Here is an 18,831-nt window from a genome sequence, read left to right on the forward strand (position 1 = left end):
TCTATTATTCTGCTCTCAACGCTTCCATCGGTTCGATGCTTGCGGCTCGTCTGCATGGAAGGAAGGTTGCTACAATCGCGGCAAAGGCGAAGGTGAAGATTACAGCGATCGATACCAGGGCATTGACCGCTGCGCTTCCATAGAGGAGAGCCGCGATGCTCTTGCCGACGCCGACGCTTGCGAGCCAACCCAGTCCAAGTCCTATTCCAATCGGAGCGACGACCTCCTTCAACGTGACTAGATACACGTTGTTCCGGGTCGCGCCCAGTGCCATTCGGACGCCGATCTCCTGCGTCCGTGCCTCCACGGAGTAGGTGAGCGTCCCATAGATGCCCAGAAGGGCCAGCAGAAAAGCCGCACTACCAAAGGCCGCGAGAAGCATGGTCTCCATGCGTTCCCGGGACAGGGAATCGTTTACCTGCGAGTCGAGGGTGCGGATGTCCGCAATCGTGACCTCCGGGTTATAGCTCCAGATGGCTTTGCGTACCGCGTCCGCGAGCAAGGCGGTATCCTGCGTGCTGCGTACGAGGAAGAAGGTGCCATAGGGTGGCATATCCCAGTAGGGTAGATAGACCATATTGACTGGTGCGGCACGCAGCGAGTTGTTCCTTGCGTCGGCAACGACGCCCACGACTGTGTAGAGCGTTTCGTTGCGTTTGAATTGCCGTCCCAACGCGCTTTGGTTGGGCCATACTGCATTTGCTGTCGTCTGGGAGATGACGGCGTTCTTCTGGGTGCGATCACGAGCATCGAGGTCGCGGCCCTCTATCATGTGCTGCTGAAGCGTAGTGAAGTAGCCCGGACTGATCCAGCGATAGTTCGCGAGGGTATGCTCCTTCTTCGGCTGATCCAAGCGAATCACTCCATCGATCCAACTCTCGCCTTGCAATAACATCGCACTCACCATGGATGCCGACTCGACACCGGGTAAGGCGCGCAACTTGTCGAGTACGCCGTCGTCGAAGTTGCTGCGCTTATCTTCCGTGAAGGCCTTGCCTTGAAGAGGTACCGTAGCGATGACGACGTGACTTGTTGAAAAACCTCTATCGGAGCTCAGGATATGAATCAGGCTTCTAGCAAAGAGTCCCGTTACCAGCAGCAGAGTGGTGCACGCGAATACCTGTCCTCCTATAAGCCAGCGTCGCAGCAGATAGCTTCGGCGTGACCCGGACGAGCGGCCAATTCCCTGTAGAGCCTGCTGCGGCCTGATCCGAAGAAAACGCAATGCGGGAAGGAGTCCGAAGAGGACGGTAGCTCCGACAGTGAGCAGGATGGAGAGCGCAAGCACGCCGGGATTGACCGAGATCGTATCCGTGCGGGGAATGGCAATACGCGCGAAGCTTGCGACATGATCTACTGCAAGCTTTGCGAGGAGTATCCCTAAAGCTCCTCCAACAAGAGACAGGATAAAGACCTCGGCGAGGGAGCTTTGCACCAGACTCCATGCGGACGCTCCGAGCGCGGAGCGAAGTGCGGCTTCTCGGTCCCGCGCAACAACCCGGGCAAGTTGCGCATTCGCAAGATTGACGCAGGCGATCAGCAGAACGCTGAGAACGGCTGCAAATAAAAGCCACAGGCTGCGGCTGGTTCTGCCGACGATGACCTCTTTGAGAGGTTGGACATACGTGGAGAGCGAATTTTTGGGATCTCCATCTAGCTCGTTGACGGGCATCTGGCGGACGATATCGTTTGCGATGGTATCGAGTTGGGATTGTGCCTGTGCCACACTCACACCATCCCCAAGTCTGCCTAGGGCTACGTAGTTGCCATAATCGCTGTTCCATCCAAAGCCGTTCAGGTCGATCGTCAGCGGAGAGATGACGTCGATCTCAGGCATCTGCTGGCTGATCGGCGAAGGCGAAAGCTCAGTGGCCTTGGGAAAATAAAATCTTTGCGGAAGTACGCCTACGACTTGACGCGGTGCTCCGCCTAGTTGCAAGGAGCGGCCGATGACGTTCGGGTCACCCTCGAAGAGATTTTGCCATAGTCGCCAACTGATGAGGACGACATTCCCTTTCCCTTGCACGGACTCCTCATGCAGGAAGTTACGCCCAAGGATGGGCTGGATGCCAAGCGTATCCAACAGATTCGGCTGGGTGATGACGCGGCCCACAAAGCGAGGGTGCTCGTTGCCGAGAGCAACGCCCCCAAAGCCAAATTGCAGCAGGGTGAGATCTTTGAAGACGGTGCTCTGCTTTTGCCACATCTGATAATGCCGCGGATTCGCACCCGTATAAGTGGAGAACTTCTCCAGATATCGCACACGTTCCCAGACCACAACCAGCCGGCCGCTGTCTCGATAGTCCAGCGGCTTCAGCAGGACTCCGTCGACGATGCTGAAGATTGCCGTGGTCGCACCGATTCCTAGCGCCAGCGTCAACACCGCTGTAAGGGTGAAGCCCGGCGACTTGCGTAGCTGTCGCAGAGCGTACCGCAGATCCTGGGCTAGATTTTTCATGTTCTCTCCGGAATGGGAACGACAGATGCCCGATGTTTAGAAAGCAATCGTCTGACCAAACGGGAGGTGTTTTATCCGGCTTGTTTGCAGGGAATTATGGCGTAAGAGCCCATGTGTGTCCGTTGTGGCTGATCGGATTTAGAAAAGCCTGTTCGTAATTGGACAGAATTATTCGGTTGGTGCTGAGAGATTCCTCGCAGGCTATTCGGCGCGGAGGGCCCGCATGGGTTCGACGGATGCGGCTCTGCGGGCGGGGACGAAGCAGGCCACTATCGCGGCGAGGAGCAGGAGAAGAGCTACGGAGGCGAATACGGAGAGGTCGATTTTGCCTACTCCGTAGAGGGTGCTTTGCATTCCGCGGCCTACGAAGTATGCGCCGACGAGTCCGAGAGCCAGGCCGATGCCGGCGAGGGCGATGCCTTCGCGGACGATGAGGGAGACGACGCGGCTGCGGTTTGCGCCGAGGGCCATGCGGAGGGCGATCTCGTGCGAGCGCTGGGCCACGGAGAAGGACATGACCCCGTAGACGCCGAGGGCGGCGAGCAGAAGCGCTACGACGGCGAAGCAGACGAAGAGGATGAGGGTGAAGCGGTCGTTGGAGAGGACGAGGTCGCGGACCTGATCCATGGAGCGCGGTTCGGCGAGGGCGATCTCCGGATCGACGGAGTGGACGGCGGCGGAGATGCTTTTGATCATGGCCTCCGGGTCGTTGGCGGTGCGGACTCCGATGGATGCGCCGGGCCAGGGGATTTGCCAGAAGGGAATCTGCATCTCGGGACGGTCTTCACGCAGGCCGCCGCTACGGACGTTGTGATAGACGCCGACGATCTGCCAGTCTATGGTAGGACCGAGTTTGGTGACGCCGGGGATGAGTTGCTCGACGGAGATGCGCTGCTGGAGCGGGTCGGAGCCTTTGAGGAACTTCTTGACGAAGTCTTCGTTGACGACGGCGACTTTGACGCTGGAGGCGGTGTCTTGCTCGTTGAAGGCGCGGCCGTTGACCAGGCGAATTCCGAAGGTTTGAAAGAAGCCGGGGGTGGACATTCCGAAGCCCGTCAGAGGGCGCATGGAGGGATCGTTGAAGGCGGGTTTGCCGACGATGGTAAAGGGCATGCCGAAGCCGGCGCCGAATAGGGGCATCCCGGTGGAGGCAGAGGTGGCGGAGATGCCGGGGACTGCGTTGATGCTGGAGAGCATTTGTCGGTAGTAGGCGACGATCTTTTCGGGGTCTTTGGGGCGCGAGTCGGGGACGGGGAGGAAGAAGGTGAGGATGTGGTCGGTCTGGAGGCCGAGGTCGACACGGAGGAGGTTGAGGAAGCTGTGGATGGCGAGGCCGGCTCCGGCGAGAAGGGCAAGGGCGAGGGCGAACTCTCCGATAACGAGGCTTTGGCGGAGTCGGTGACGGCTGGCTCCGGTGCCGGAGCGTCCACCCTCTTTGAGGGATTCGCCGGGATCGATGCGGGAGGCGTACCAGGCGGGGGCGCTGCCGAAGAGCAGTCCGGCGAGGGTGGTGGAGGCGAGGGTGAAGATGAGGATGGGGATGTTGAGGTGGAGGTCGGCCTCGGAGGGTAAGGTGTTGCGGGGCATGATGGCCACCAGTGCACGGAGCATCGCGTAGCCCATGCCGATGCCGAGGAGACCGCCGGCGAAGGCGAGCAGGAGGCTCTCGGTGAGGAGTTGGGTGAAGATGGCTCGACGGCTGGCTCCCAGGGCGGTTCGGACGGCGAGCTCTTTTTGCCGGGCCATGCCGCGGGCGAGGAGGAGGTTGGCCACGTTGACGCAGGCGATGAGCAGGATGAAGGCGACGGCTCCGAGGAGGAGCCAGAGGGTCAGCTTGCGGTCGCTGGGAAGGAAGTCGTTCTGGAGGGGTTCGACCATGACTCCCCAGCCTTTGTTGCTCTTGGGGTAGGCTTCGGCGATGTGTTTGGCGACGTTATCCATGTCGGCTTGCGCCTGCTGGATGGTTACGCCGGGTTTGAGGCGGCCGATGGAGAGAAGCCAGTGGAAGTCGTGGTTGAGCTGCTCGGGTTTGAAGACGAGAGGAACGGTGACCTGGGCGTTACCGCGGTCGGCGAGGCCTGGGACTAGGACTCCGACGACGGTGTAGGGTTCGCCGTTGATGCGCATGGTGTGGCCGACAAGCTTTGGATCGGCGCCGAGGTGCGACCAGAGCTTGTGGGTGAGGATGACGACGTGGTTCTTGCCGTCGACGCCTTCTTCGGGGAGGAAGTCGCGGCCGAGAAAGAAGGGGCGGCCGAGCATGTTGTAGTAGCCGGCGGTGACTTGCTGTCCGTCGATGTTTTCGGGCTGCTCGGCGCTGGCGATGTTGAAGGAGCCGCCGGTGACGGCTTTGAGATCCTGGAAGGAGGAGTTTTGCTGCTTCCAGTCGGTGAAGTCTCCGGCGGAGATGCCGTTGCGGAAGGTCTTGATCTTCGACCAGACGACGACCAGTTGTTGGGGCTGGGGATAGGGCAGGGGAGCCAGGAGGGTCGCGTAGTCTACCGTGAAGATGGCGGTATTGGCGCCGATGCCCAAGGCGAGCGTGAAGAGGATGGTGAGGGTGAGGCCGGGATTCTTCCACAGCATGCGCAGGGTGTAACGGAGATTGCGGAGAAGATTCTGCATCGAACGCCTCAGGATTGGTGTCGTATGGAGCAGCTACGGACTTCGAAGGTTCTTTGTTCCGGTTTCAATTAAGATACGGCTAACTTTTTCTGTTTTAAGGCTTTGGGGCTGAGACTTGAGGATTCTTTCCGTAAGACGTCCCGAGGTGGAAATCGTTCGCTGGTCGACTGAAAAAAATGAAGGCGGATTCCCACATAGGCTTTCCGCGGTCGGTCGATGTGATGGGCGTCACAGTGTTGTGATGTTTTGCTGAGCGAGTGGGAGTAGGCTGGGCGTATGGGTTCGTTGTTCTTGGGGATGCCACTCCATACGGCTCGGATCGGATCTATCCTATTTGCAACTCACTGCGGGCGTCTTCGCCTGCCTGTTCGCGAAATGAAGAATCAGGAGATTTTAATGTCACCTATCGCCTCTGAGTCGCCTCTGAGTTCTACCCTCGATCCAAATGCACAACCCTTACAGGCGGATGAGTTAAGGAAGATCGACGCTTACTGGAGGGCTTGTAATTACCTTTGCGCGGGGATGCTGTACCTGCGCGAGAATCCGCTGTTGCGGGAGCCGTTGAAGGCGGAGCACATCAAGAACCGGTTGCTGGGGCACTGGGGATCGGATCCGGGGCAGACGTTTACGTGGGTACATCTGAACCGGCTGATTAAGAAGTACGACCTGAATGTGGTCTATGTCTCGGGGCCGGGGCATGGGGCGCCGGCGACTTTGTCGAACAGCTATCTGGAGGGGGTCTACTCCGAGGTCTATCCGGATAAGAGCGAAGATCTTGACGGGATGCAGCGGTTCTTCAAGCAGTTCTCATTTCCGGGTGGGATCGGGAGCCATTGCACTCCGGAGACTCCGGGCTCGATTCATGAGGGCGGGGAGCTGGGGTACAGCCTTTCGCATGGGTTTGGCGCGGCGTTCGATAATCCGGACCTGATTGTGACGGTGGTGGTGGGCGATGGCGAGGCGGAGACGGGGCCGTTGGCTACGAGCTGGCACTCCAACAAGTTTCTGAACCCGATCCGAGATGGCGCGGTGCTGCCAATACTGCACCTGAATGGTTACAAGATCGCGAACCCTACGATTCTGGCGAGGATTCCAGCGCAGGAGCTGGAGTATCTGTTCAAGGGTTTGGGGTGGACTCCATATGTGGTTGAGGGCGACGACCCGGCGGTGATGCATCAAAAGATGGCCACGGTGATGGAGCATTGCATCAACGAGATTCGCGCGATCCAGGAGAATGCACGCAAGACCGGATCGACCGAGCGGCCTTATTGGCCGATGATCATTCTGCGGACGCCGAAGGGGTGGACGGGGCCGAAGGAACTGGACGGACACAAGATTGAGGGGTCGTGGCGGGCGCACCAGATTCCGATTTTGGATCCGGTGACGAATCCGGCGCACCTGAAGCAGGTGGAGACGTGGTTGCGAAGCTACAAGCCGGAGGAGCTCTTCGATCAGAAGGGCACGCTGATTCCGGAGTTGAGGGAGATGGCTCCGGTGGGGACGAGGCGAATTTCGGCGAATCCCCATGCGAATGGCGGAACGCTGCTGAAGCCGTTGGTGTTGCCGGAGTTTCGCGACTACGCGCTGAAGGTGGAGAGGCCCGGACAGGAGGAGGTCTCTTCGACTGATACGCTGGCGCATTTTTTGCGCGACGTGATGAAGAGGAACATGACGAACTTCCGCGTGTTCGGACCGGATGAGACGGCTTCCAACAAGCTGCAGGTGATCTACGAGGCGAGCGGCAAGACGTGGATGGAGGAGACGAAGCCTGAGGATGCGGATGGAGGCGATCTCTCGCCGGATGGCCGGGTGATGGAGATGCTGAGCGAGCATACGCTGGAGGGCTGGTTCGAGGGGTATGTGCTGACGGGCCGCCATGGATTCTTCTCTTCGTATGAGGCGTTCGTCCACATCATCGACTCGATGTTCAACCAGCATGCGAAGTGGTTGGAGAAGAGCAAGCTGGAGCTGCGGTGGAGGGCTCCGATCGCTTCGATCAATCTGTTGATTACGTCGCTGGTGTGGAGGCAGGATCATAACGGATTTACGCACCAGGATCCGGGTTTTCTCGACGTGGTGACGAACAAGAGCCCGGAGGTAACGCGGATCTATCTTCCACCGGATGCGAACTGTCTGCTGAGCGTGGGAGACCACTGCTTGCGGAGCCAGAACTACATCAACGTAATCGTCGCGGACAAGGCGCCCCATCTGCAGTATCTGGATATGGATACGGCGGTGAAGCATTGCACGAAGGGGATCGGGATCTGGGACTTTGCCAGCAACGACCAAGGGCAGGAGCCGGATGTGGTGTTGGCGTGTGCTGGCGATATTCCTACGTCGGAGTCGCTGGCCGCGGTGGCGATTCTGCGGGAGCGCTGCCCGGAGCTGAAGATACGGTTCGTGAACGTGGTGGATCTGTTCCGGCTGATGCCGGAGACGGAGCATCCGCATGGCTTGTCGGATCGTGAGTTCGACAGCTTGTTTACGAAGACCAAGCCGGTGATCTTCAACTTCCATGCGTATGCTTCACTGATTCACAAGTTGACGTACCGGCGGGCGAATCATTCCAACTTCCATGTGCGCGGATATAAGGAGAAGGGCAATATCAACACACCGCTGGAGTTGGCGATCTTAAATCAGGTCGACCGGTTCAATATCTCGATCGATGTGATCGACCGGGTTCCGGGGCTGCAGGAGAAGGCAGCGCATACGAAGGAGTGGCTGAAGGGCGAGATCATCGACAGCGTTAACTATGCGCATGAGAATGGGATCGATCGGCCGGAGATGCGGGGATGGAAGTGGCCTTTCTAGCCGCAAAGGCTTAACACCGATTTTACGGATTACACCGATAAAGACGGATAAAGTGGCTGCTGGTCTTTGGACTGGTGGCCATTTTTTTGTTTTTGATTGCTGTGGTTTCTATGTTTTTAGGAGGGTTGGGGCGAGATCTTTTAGGGCGATGCCGGCGAGTTGGCGGCGGTGGGCTTCGTTGGCGAGGGCTGCGATTTTGATGGCGGCGGTTGGGTAGTCGAGGCCCTGTGGACGAATGTTGGAGACGCAGTTGCGTTCGGCGTCGGTTCGTCCGGGACGGGGGGCGAAGGTGAGGTATGCGCCAAGGGAGTCGGGGGAGCTTAGGCCGGGGCGCTCGCCGATGAGGAGCAAGCTTAGGTCAGCGTGGAGGGCTTGACCGATGGGGTCTCCGATGGCGACGCGTGCTTGTTCGACGATGACGATAGGGGTGAGGATGAATTGGGCGATGAGAGGTAGGAGTTCGTCGAGGAGAGGGATGACGTGGCGGTCTAAGGCGAGGGCGGAGAGACCGTCGGCGAAGATGATGGCGAGGGTGTCGCGCTGCGAAGATGGGACATAGGTGGCGAGTTGGGTCACGGAGGCTGGGTTTAGGGTGCGGCCAAGGTCGGGGCGGCGGAGGTAGGTAGCGCGGTCGGGGGCGGCGGACTTGAGGGTGATGACCGGGAGGTTACGGGTGCGGAGGGCTTCGAGGAGCGAGGGGAGGCTGAGGGTTGCGTGGACGGCGTCGCGGGCTTGAGCGTGGGCGAGTGCGAAGTCGAGGGAGTCGCGGGTAGAGAGACTGACGCCGTTGCGGGTGAGGGCGACGCGGGCGGAGGTGTAGTCGCGCAGGTCGAGCGACGGTATGGGGACCGAAGGTAGTTCGCTCATCGCGACTCCGAGAGAGTGGACTTATACCGATCTCAGTGTAGACGGTGTCGCACCTGCCGAGAGTAATTCTCCTACAACCTTGCAGGAGAATGCTCTAGTGGCCGGCGGGAGCTTTGCCTCCGACTTTGAAGTATTTCGTGACGAGGACGAGGGGGGCAACGATGAGAGTAATGATGCCGATGAGATGAAAGCAATCCATGAAGGCCAGAAACTGGGTTTGGGCGTGGAGCTGATTGTAGTAGCGCGCGTATGCGGCGTTGACTGCGTCTGCGTGCGAGAAGCCCTGCGACTGGAGGTAGGCAGTAGTCCGATGGATGGACTGCTGGAGGTAGTGTGTGGAGGAGGTGAGGTTGGAGCCGACGCTGGACTGATGGAAGTTCTGACGGCGCTCGCTGACGGTTGTGAAGAAGGCGATTCCGAAGCTACCACCCCAGTTGCGGAAGAAGTTGGTGAGTGAGGAGGCGCGGTTGTTCTGGGCAGGACTGAGTTGGGAGTAGCTGATGACGGTGAGCGGAACGAAGAAGAAGGCGTAACCCAGTCCCTGGAGTCCGCGGGCGAGGGCATAGTGCTGATAGTCGGTGTCGAGGTTGAAGTGACTGAAGTGGAGGAAGGAGATGCCCACGACGAGGACGGCTCCGAAGAGCAGAAGGCGCGGGTGGATGATGCCGCGCTGGACGAGTTGGGCGCCGACAGGGGAGAGCAAGGTGATGACGAAGGCGCCAGGCCCGAGGACGAGGCCAGCGTCGGTGGCGCGGTAGCCGTAGAGGGACTGCAGCATCTGCGGAATCATGGTGGTGGAGGCCCACAGACCGAATCCGAAGAGAAAGTAGAAGACGTTGGATATGGCGAAGTTGCGAATTTTGAGGAGACGCAGGTCGATGATGGGGTCTTTCTGATTGAGCTCCCAGAAGACTGCGGCGGTGAGGCTGGCAGCGCCGATGACGAACATCCAGATAATGAAGGGAGAGCCGAACCAATCGTCGATTTGACCGCGATCGAGGAGAATCTCAAGGCAGGCTGAGCCCAGGCCGATGAGGCCGATGCCGACGCCGTCGATGTGAAGCTTGCCGTTGACGCGGACATTTTTACGCTCTTCTTCGAAAGAAGGTGGGTCGTGAACGAAGCGGTTGGTCAGGAAGAGGGAGAGGATTCCGATGGGGATGTTGATGAGAAAGACCCAGCGCCATGTGTAGTTGTCGGTGATCCAACCGCCGAGGACGGGGCCGATGGCGGGGGCGGTGACGATGGCTACGGTATAGAGGGCAAAGGCTGAGGCGCGTTGCGCGGGAGGAAAGGTGTCGACGAGGATGGCCTGTTCGACGGGGGCGAGGCCTCCTCCTCCGATGCCCTGAAGGATGCGGCTGATGAGCATGATGCCGAGGCTGGGGGCGAGGCCGCACATCAAGGATGTGATCGTGAAGAGAGCGACGCAGGCCATGTAGTAGTTCTTGCGGCCGAAGACGCGGCTGAACCACGCGCTCATCGGCAGGACGACGGCGTTGGCGACGAGGTAGGTGGTGATGATCCAGGTGACTTCGTCGAAGCTGCGGCCGAGACCTCCGGCGATGTGGGGCAGTGAGACATTGGCGATGGAGGTATCGAGCAACTCCATGAAAGTCGCGAGGGTGACGGTGAGTGCGATTACCCAGGGATTAACGGCTCGTCTGGTCCGCGGTGGAGAGGTCGTGGCCTCTCCTGTCGTTGCTGTTGCGGGCATAGCATTTTTATCCTAATCAGCCTCGATTTGGAACCGGGCGGTCTCTTTGGTTTAGAGGGTCTCGGGAAGGGAGCGGATGTTTTTAATTTATCTGACGGGCTGGTCCGATTTTTTGCTGATTTTTATGGGGTTCCGGACTTCCATTTCGAGATAAGCGTCCAGGAATTCGAGGGTGTTGTGGAGGCCGCGGTCGGAGCGCTCGATGCGACTGATGAGCATTCCGCCTTCCAGACCTGCGATGAGGACGGAAGCGACTTTCAGGGGATCAATATTGGGGCGTATGGTTCCCGCAATGATGCCTTCGTTGAGGATGTTTTCCAGAAGCGACTTCCAGTTACGAAGAGCCTTCCGGACTTTTTCACGGAGGATCGGGTTTCCATCGTCGGAGTCTACGGCGGTGTTTAGCAGAGGGCAGCCACCGGGGAGACGAGGGCGGGAGACGAAGTTGGCAATGTATTGTTTGAGGCGGTCGACGTGGTTTGGGATCTCGTCGAGCTTTTGGCGGCGATGGGTCGAGGTAAGAGTCCATGCGAAGTCGAAGGCTTCAGCAGCGAGTTCTTCCTTACTGCCGAAGTGCCGGTAGATGCCGCCTTTTTCGAGGCCGGTCGCAGACATGATGTCCTGGATGGAGCATCCTTCGTAGCCACGTTGATTGAAGAGCGGAGCAGCTTGCGCGATGATGCGTTGCCGGGTTTCTTCGCCTTTACTCATGGGCACCTTAGGTGATTTTGCCGAGACAAGATGAAACCGTCCGGTCTCTATTTTAGCATCTCGGTAGAGTAGGTTTTGATTAGAGTTTTGAGATCAGGTTCGGGAGGGAGAGGCGTTTGGGGTGCGAGGAGGTCAGCCACGTTTCGAACTCGGGGGCGGGACGAAGGTGGAGGAGGGTGCGGAGGTAGAGGGCGTCGTGGAATGAGGTGGACTGGTAGTTGAGCATGATGTCGTCGGCTCCGGGGACGCCCATGATGTAGTTGACGCCTGCGGTCCCGAGCATGGTGAGGAGAGCGTCCATGTCGTCGTTGTCGGCTTCGGCGTGATTGGTGTAGCAGATGTCGCAGCCCATGGGCAGGCCGAGGAGCTTGCCGCAGAGATGATCTTCGAGTCCGGCGCGGAGGATCTGCTTGCCGTCGTAGAGGTACTCGGGACCGATGAAGCCGACGACGGTGTTGACGAGCATAGGAGAGAAGTGGCGAGCAACAGCGTAGGCGCGGGCTTCGAGAGTTTGCTGGTCGACTCCGTGGTGGGCGTTGGCACTGAGGGAACTGCCCTGACCGGTCTCGAAGTACATGATGTTTTCGCCGCCTGTTTCGTCCGAGATGCCGCCGCGTTTGAGGCTGCGGGCCATCTGATGAGCCTCGTCGATGAGAGAGAGGCTGACGCCGAAGCTGGTGTTGGTAGCTTCGGTGCCGCCGATGGATTGGAAGAGGAGGTCGAGGGGAGCGCCCTGCTGCATGGCTTGCATCTGGGTGGTGATGTGCGCGAGGACGCAGGATTGGGTGGGGATGGCGAAGCGGCAGCGAGCTTGATCGATGAGGCGCAGCAGCGTGGTGACGGTGGCGGGGGAGTCGGAGACGGGGTTGATGCCGATGACGGCGTCGCCGGAGCCGAGGAGGAGGCCGTCGAGGATGGAGGCGGCGATGCCTGCGGGGTCGTCGGTGGGGTGATTGGGCTGGAGGCGCGTGGAGAGACGTCCGGGGAGGCCGACGGTAGTGCGAAAGCGGGTGACGACGGAGATCTTGCGAGCGACGAGGACGAGGTCCTGCAGGCGCATGAGCTTGGAGACGGCGGCTGCCATCTCTGGCGTGAGACCGAGGGCCAGGGCGGCGAGGCGCTCGGTGGTGGCCTGGTCGGAGAGGAGCCAGTCGCGGAGTTCGCCTACGGTGAAGGAGGCGATGGGGGCGAAGGCTTCTACGGAGAGGGTGCTTTGGCTGGTATCCAGGATGAGGCGAGTGACTTCGTCGGACTCGTAGGGGACGATGGGCTCATGGAGGAAGGCGGTGAGGGGAAGGTCGGCGAGGGCGATCTGGGCGGCGATGCGGTGTTGGGCGCTGGAGGCGGCGATGCCGGCGAGGATGTCTCCGGAGCGTGCGGGGGTGGCCTTGGCGAGGAGGTCGGCAAGGGTAGCGAAGGTGTAACGGACGCTGCCGATGGTGTGGGCGTAGGGCATCTGGCTCCTACGCTAGCAGATAGCGTGGGGGGCAACCGTCTTGGCAACCGGATATTAAAGATTTTTAGTGTGGGGTTGTTGTGGTGCTGCCTTGGGAGGTTGCCGGCGCAGGGGTGGGCTTTGGAGCTGCCTTCTTGCGTTTCTTTGGTGGAGCCGGAGGTGGTGGCGCAGGTGGCGTGGGCGGCGGCGGAGGGGGAATTGCACGGAGAGCGGCCTGAAGGTCAGCGACCTGTTTATCTTGAGCTAGAGCGGCAGATTGCAGGCGGTCGCCAAGAGCGCGGCGAGCTTCGTCGAGACTGGCTGTGGCTTGATCGAGTGCGGCGCTCTGCGGACCGGGAGAGGCTAATTTTGCCACTTGCGTGACGCGCAGAAGGACGTCGTAAAGCGCTTCGATGTTGCGAAAGGCAGGCAAGATTCGGGAGACGGAGTTGGGTGCCGCGTCTGCGGTGGAGAGTAACGAAGGGAGGGTGGTGTCCAGATCGCGGTGGATGGAGCTGAGGTTGGCGTCCGTCTCCTCGCGTATGACGTTGGAGGCCTTCCACTTTTCGAGCCGTAGGGTTCCGAGTGTCTGTTGAAGATTATCTAAGGCAGGTTGAAGGATCGAGGAGGCGGTTAGCGCTGGCTGTTGGGGTGGCGCCGAGGTAGGTGCGGCCGCAGCGTTGGTGGGAGTCTGGGCCTTCGAGATGGTCGTGATCTCGAAGGATGCGAGGAGAAGGGCTGATGTAAGGAATCGTGTGACGATTACAGTCATCGGAATATCTTGCGACCTGCCGACCTGCAAACGCAACCTCGACTGTCGTCAATCGCAACAGCGACGAGGCTTCAGGCAGGATCTTCTTTGAGTTAGTTAGTGCAAACTACTGCATCTAAGTGAGTTACTTATTCGTAAAATTAGACTTGAAGTTGGCGGCGCGGACCGGACTCGAACCGGCGCATCAGGGCCGATCGACCCTTCCCTTACCCCTTGGGTACCGCGCCTTGTTTGTACGTATGAATTGTCCATGCGATGCCAATTGCAATGACGGGTATCGTCAAGAGTTGGCCCTTGCTCATCCATGTCCAGTACACTGGTTGCCCAAGATCTGGCTGACGCCAGAACTCATCTATGAAGCGGCCCACTCCGTAGGCGATGCATACGACGGCGGTGGTCAGCCCGGGCTTGCTAGTTCTGGCATAGGTCCATTGAGCGATGAGGAATACGAGTAAGCCTTCCATAACGGCTGCATACAGTTGACTCGGATGTCGAGGGGCATCGATTCCGTTGACGAGTGGCGCATCAGGAAAGATTACGGCCCAGGGAACAGATGCGGGCCTGCCCCATAGCTCTCCATTGATAAAGTTTGCGATGCGCCCAAACGCAATCCCAAGTGGACCTACTACTGCCGCCGCATCGAGGAAGAGCCGAGGATCTAGATTCTGCTGATAGGCGTAGATGCAGATGGCAAGAACAAGGCCAAGGATGCCGCCGTGACTGGCCATTCCGCCATGCCAGATGGCGACTATCTCCATTGGATGAAGGAATACTTCGTGGGCGTTATAGAAGAAGCAGTAGCCAAGTCTTCCACCTATCATGACTCCTATTGCGCAATAGGTAATGAATGTCGGAACCTGATCGTCGGAGATTGGTAGACGACCTTGCCTTGCCCATCGTGAAAAGATCCAGGCTGCAACGATGAATGCTAGAAGGTAGGCAAATCCGTACCATCGGATACCGAGACCTCCAGAGAAGTGAACTATCCAGGGATCGAGATCGTCGACCCAGTATTGCCGGTGCGTAATGTCGTCAACTAATACGTGCATGTGAGAACTCCAGGAAGAGGTACAAGTCGTATGAAAGCAACAGCCCTAAAGCATCTTGGGTTTACCCGGCAACATGGACGTGGCTGTCTTTGTCTCGACTTGCCCGCGCGAACCCCAGATTCGAAGTGCTACCAAGCCGGCAAAGACGGTGCAGCCCATCGGTAAGGCGATACGATCCATGTCCATTTGCAATAGTTCCGCACCACCCAATCCGAAGGAGAAGATGACCACGAAGATTCCCAAAGCTTGCGACGCACGCAAAGCCCGTTTTTCTCCGGAGATGGAATTGCTTTGCGTTCGAGAGGCCAGGTATCCATCGGCTCCATCGACGAGCATCATGCCGCTGGAGAACATGATGCCGAGTATCCAGGGATTCAGATCGGCGGCGAGGACAAGGGCAGAGAGCTGGCTTGCTGTCTCAAAGCCGGCTCCGAACATGATCCCGACGATGAGGGGACTTGTGAACCGAAGTCGAGAGATGCCAAAGTGGCGATGGGTGGCTGGGTATTTCAAGCGCCAAAGGTTAAGCATACCCAATGAGATCAGCAGCCACGGAGCGTAGGGCTCCACCTTCCGGGCGAGGAGACCACCTATGCCGACAGCCAGCAAAGTGACTAGTGCGCCGTGTCCTATGGCGAACAGGATGCCGTTCCAACGTGAGGGCCTGATACGGGAGAGCCCGTCGATTGCTGCGAGGTGATCTGGATCGACACCATGACGCAGACCCAGGGCCACTGCAAAAGTAAGAAGGGCGGAGTGAGTCATTGGAGGCTCCCCGCAATCTGATAGAGCCAACGATCGTTCGTTACATGGCTACCGTGCATCGCAGGTTGCTCCGTCTCGATAAGCAGCCAGCCGATGTGAATCGAACTCCTTTGGGAGAGAAAGTAACTCGTCTGCAAGTTTGGATTGCTCCGCCCAGTCAGCAAGCATCGCGTACTGTTTTTGTTGCGAGATGTTAGCGAGCCATTGGGTTCCTTCAGCGCTGGTAATCAGGATTACGTTCGGCACATCGCAAGGACCGAGGCATCCGCTGATTGTCAGATGAACCCGTTTTAGGAGTCCACGATACTTCCACTCCTGCTTAAGCCATTCGACCGGAACCTCAGGATGCCCTTTATGAGTCTGTCCGCAACAGCAACCGTTACAGATGTTGATCTGGCCCAATAATGGGCGTTTGGTTGAGACGGGTGCGAGGGGTTGAGGGAACATGACTAGACTTGACATATTGATAACGATACATCAATCTCATTAAAGAGGAAGTGTCTGATGGATTTATTTACTCCTCGCGATGCCCGGTACTCCAAGCGTGTAAGCGAGATTAAAACGCAGGTCCAGAACCAGCTTGGGCTGACAGAAGACGCGACTGTCATGGTCACTGAGCTGGCTTGCCTAGAGGATGGATGTCCGCCGATCGAAACCGTCATTGCCGTCTTTCAGACCGCCACGCCGCGGCTCCAGTTCAAGTTGCACCGCTCTATAGATCAAATTACAGAGCGGGGCGTACAGGAGATATGCAAGAGGAAAATCAACCAAGTATCGGAGATGGATCATGGAAGTTGCCGTAGCTAAGAAAGACTCTCGCGTTCCTGTAACTGTACTTACAGGGTTTCTCGGTTCAGGGAAGACCACCTTATTGAATCGCATCCTTACGGAGGAGCATGGGAAGCGCATCGCCGTTATTGAAAATGAGTTCGGCGAGGTGGGCGTAGACCAGGAACTCGTGATCGGGGCCGAAGAAGAGATCTTCGAGATGAACAACGGCTGCATCTGTTGCACAGTGCGGGGAGATTTGATTCGCATTCTAGGTAACTTGATGAAGCGCCGCGATAAATTCGATTACATCCTGGTCGAAACTACCGGCATGGCGGATCCTGGCCCCGTTGCGCAAACATTCTTCGTCGATGACGAGATGCAGACTAAGCTTCGGCTCGACGGTATTGTGACGCTTGTGGACGCGAAGCATGTCTGGCAGCATATCGACGATTCTGACGAAGTGAAGGAGCAGATCGCCTTCGCGGACGTGATTCTCCTTAACAAGATCGATCTCGTTACGCCGGACGATTTGAATCGATTGGAGGCTCGCATTCATTCTATGAACGCTGCCGCGAAGATCTATCGCACACAAAATGCAGAGACGGAGATCGATGCCGTCCTTAACGTGGGAGGCTTCAATCTCGACCGTGCACTTGAGGTCGATCCGAAGTTTATGGAGCCTGAGTATCCGTTTGAGTGGGCCGGTATTTATTCGCTCTCGGCTGGCTCCTATCGACTTAGCCTTGAGATTGGTCCCGACCCGACGATGTCTTTCGCTTGTCTTCCGGTTGGAGCCTCTACCCGAGAGGCACTAGCATCCGTCGAGATGGATGCGGTACTCCTCTTCTCGGAGAAAGAGAAATCGATAACTTCGGGGAGCAAGATTGTGTCCGGTGGAACCCACTACGAGCTGCTGTTGAGTGGAAAGGCCGCTGAATTCGAGATTGAAATTGTGATGGATGGACAGTATGCGTTCTTTACCGAGCATCGTCCGGAGGAGTTTCAGACCGCTCTCTATAGCCGGGATGTTCTTGTTGCACCAACGCTGCAACATGAATACAAGCCGGATCACGAACATGATGAAGCAGTTTCTTCCGTAGGAATTACGACTCCGGGTGACTTAGACAAGCGCAAGTTCAATCAATGGATGAGCGGACTTCTCCAAACTCAGGGAACGGATATCTTTCGTATGAAGGGGGTTCTGAGCTTTCAAGGAGAGCAAGCCCGCTTTGTCTTTCAGGGGGTACACATGCTCTTCGATGGACGCCCGGATCGTCCGTGGAAAGAGGCAGAACGACACAACCAGCTTATTTTTATTGGACGAAACCTGGATCGGCATGCACTCAATGAGAGGTTCAAGGCATGCCTGGTGTAATCAACAAGCATTCCCCAGAACATACTGAGTCGCTCTCTCCCTTCTGGCATACGTCACTGGATGAATCCGCAATCTCAACGGCGTGGTCTTCGGATGGAGCGTTACTTGCCGCAGCGTCTGCGAGTGGTTCTATCTATGTCGTTGACGTCCCGAACCAGTGGCGAGTTCAAAAGTGGCTGGGGCATCAGTTTGGTGCTACGGCAGTAGTCTGGCATCCGCAGGATGCGTTGCTCGCCAGTGCCGGTCAAGATGGCAAAGTGCGATTCTGGAGAGCGAACGAGCATCGTTCGGTGAAGGTCCTAGATTGCGGGGATGAATGGGTGGAGCATGTTGCCTGGTCTTCTTCCGGTCGTTACCTTGCTACTGCGGCTGGACGCAAGCTGAAGTTGTGGAATAAGGATGGCGAGTTAGTTCGAACTTATCCAGACCATCCTCATACGATCGCCGCAATCGCATGGAAGACTGACTCTGACGAACTTGTGTCTGCCTGTTACGGGCTACTGCAGTTCTGGCGACAGGAGGCGGAAAGACCTCACCAGACATTTTCGTGGAAAGGGTCGATGCTATCGCTTGCCTGGAGTCCTGATGGCAGATATCTCTGCCATGGCAATCAGGATGCTACGGTCCATTTCTGGATTGTTCGATTTGGCAAAGAACTCCAGATGTGGGGTTATCCGACTAAGGTGAGAGAGTTAGCCTGGGATCGCCGTTCCCGCTATCTTGCGACGGGCGGAGGTTCTTCCATTACAGTGTGGGATTGCTCAGGGAAAGGGCCGGCACATACAAAGCCGACTGTGCTCCATCATCATAGGGTTCCTGTTACCAGGTTGGCCTATCAACGGTCGGGTTCGACTTTGGCGTCCGGGTGTGGGCAAGGGATGCTGGCTCTCTGGAAGCCAAGCAAGCGGGAGAGTCCTGATGCTATCGGCTTTTTAAAGGGTTCCATCACAGACATGGCGTGGTCTCCAGGCGACAGCTTTCTAGCTGTGACTGCGGAGGACGGGAGTCTGGCTGTTTACTCCTGCCCTTGATGGATCTTTCGTTCAGGCTGAAGCTTTTTCGACGAGGATAGAAGCCCGTCGAATAAGTGCATGTTAGCGTTTCATTTGAATATATTGTCTTCACAACCTGCTACCAATTTGATCTAAGTCGCGCTATAGTTTGAGGTATGTACGCAAAAATGACAACCCTGCCCGGAAGAATATCGTGGAGATTGCTCCTCGGTCTTTTGTGCATTGGATTGGTCATTCTTGGAGGCACGTTATCCGTCTCACACTCCCATACACAGGGTGATGAGACACATGCCGATTGCGCGCTCTGCGTGACGGCTCATGTGGTGGTTCAACCAGTAACTGCTTATGTCGTGGTTGATATCGCCCAGGTTTTTACACCTATAGAAGTCCCGCCCTCTTCGGCCCCTTCTCAGAACATCTTTCGGTTTGCGCTCTTCACTCGCCCCCCACCTGTAAACGCCC

General features: G+C 57.7%; 11 protein-coding genes and 1 tRNA gene. 2 read left to right on the forward strand and 10 right to left on the reverse strand.

All coding sequences use genetic code 11. From position 1 onward, the window contains the following. Positions 1–4: 4 nt before the first annotated feature. Complete coding sequence (locus HB393_RS09320; protein WP_213804907.1) at positions 5–2,458, reverse strand: ABC transporter permease; 2,454 nt, start codon at positions 2,456–2,458, stop codon at positions 5–7. Between the two features lie 201 nt (positions 2,459–2,659). After that, positions 2,660–5,083: an ABC transporter permease gene (locus HB393_RS09325; RefSeq protein ID WP_213804908.1), complete on the reverse strand. Its 2,424-nt coding sequence runs from the start codon at positions 5,081–5,083 to the stop codon at positions 2,660–2,662. A gap of 396 nt (positions 5,084–5,479) precedes the next feature. Between HB393_RS09325 and HB393_RS09330 the strand changes: the two genes are divergently transcribed. Next, positions 5,480–7,894, forward strand: a complete 2,415-nt coding sequence (locus HB393_RS09330) for a phosphoketolase family protein (protein ID WP_213804909.1) — start codon at positions 5,480–5,482, stop codon at positions 7,892–7,894. 108 nt (positions 7,895–8,002) lie between these two features. Here HB393_RS09330 and eutC read toward each other — a convergent pair whose 3' ends face one another. The 8 genes from eutC to HB393_RS09370 all read right to left on the reverse strand — a co-directional run bounded on the left by eutC (position 8,003) and on the right by HB393_RS09370 (position 15,210). Beyond that, positions 8,003–8,761 carry an ethanolamine ammonia-lyase subunit EutC gene (gene eutC / locus HB393_RS09335; RefSeq protein WP_213804910.1) on the reverse strand — a complete coding sequence of 253 codons (759 nt, stop codon included), beginning with the start codon at positions 8,759–8,761 and terminating at the stop codon, positions 8,003–8,005. Between the two features lie 94 nt (positions 8,762–8,855). Then, the gene (locus HB393_RS09340; RefSeq protein WP_213804911.1) at positions 8,856–10,478 is read right to left on the reverse strand and encodes a DHA2 family efflux MFS transporter permease subunit; all 1,623 of its coding nucleotides are present in this window, start codon (positions 10,476–10,478) and stop codon (positions 8,856–8,858) included. A gap of 87 nt (positions 10,479–10,565) precedes the next feature. Then, a complete protein-coding gene (locus HB393_RS09345; protein ID WP_213804912.1) occupies positions 10,566–11,189 on the reverse strand; it encodes a TetR/AcrR family transcriptional regulator in 624 nt (207 codons plus the stop codon). 79 nt (positions 11,190–11,268) lie between these two features. Then, positions 11,269–12,645: an ethanolamine ammonia-lyase subunit EutB gene (locus HB393_RS09350; RefSeq protein ID WP_213804913.1), complete on the reverse strand. Its 1,377-nt coding sequence runs from the start codon at positions 12,643–12,645 to the stop codon at positions 11,269–11,271. Positions 12,646–12,709: 64 nt separating this feature from the next. After that, entirely contained in the window at positions 12,710–13,396 is a 687-nt protein-coding gene (locus tag HB393_RS09355; protein WP_213804914.1) for a hypothetical protein, read from the reverse strand. A gap of 153 nt (positions 13,397–13,549) precedes the next feature. Then, positions 13,550–13,623, reverse strand: a tRNA-OTHER gene (locus tag HB393_RS09360). Beyond that, complete coding sequence (lgt, locus tag HB393_RS09365; protein ID WP_213804915.1) at positions 13,603–14,445, reverse strand: prolipoprotein diacylglyceryl transferase; 843 nt, start codon at positions 14,443–14,445, stop codon at positions 13,603–13,605. The genes HB393_RS09360 and lgt overlap by 21 nt, the downstream gene beginning before the upstream one ends. Positions 14,446–14,490: 45 nt before the next feature. After that, positions 14,491–15,210 carry a hypothetical protein gene (locus HB393_RS09370; RefSeq protein WP_213804916.1) on the reverse strand — a complete coding sequence of 240 codons (720 nt, stop codon included), beginning with the start codon at positions 15,208–15,210 and terminating at the stop codon, positions 14,491–14,493. Between the two features lie 787 nt (positions 15,211–15,997). Here HB393_RS09370 and HB393_RS09375 point away from each other — a divergent pair. Beyond that, positions 15,998–17,356, forward strand: a complete 1,359-nt coding sequence (locus HB393_RS09375) for a GTP-binding protein (RefSeq protein WP_213804917.1) — start codon at positions 15,998–16,000, stop codon at positions 17,354–17,356. Positions 17,357–18,831 lie beyond the last annotated feature (1,475 nt).

Origin of the sequence: Granulicella sp. dw_53, from assembly GCF_018449545.1 — a bacterium.
Lineage (GTDB): Bacteria > Acidobacteriota > Terriglobia > Terriglobales > Acidobacteriaceae > Edaphobacter.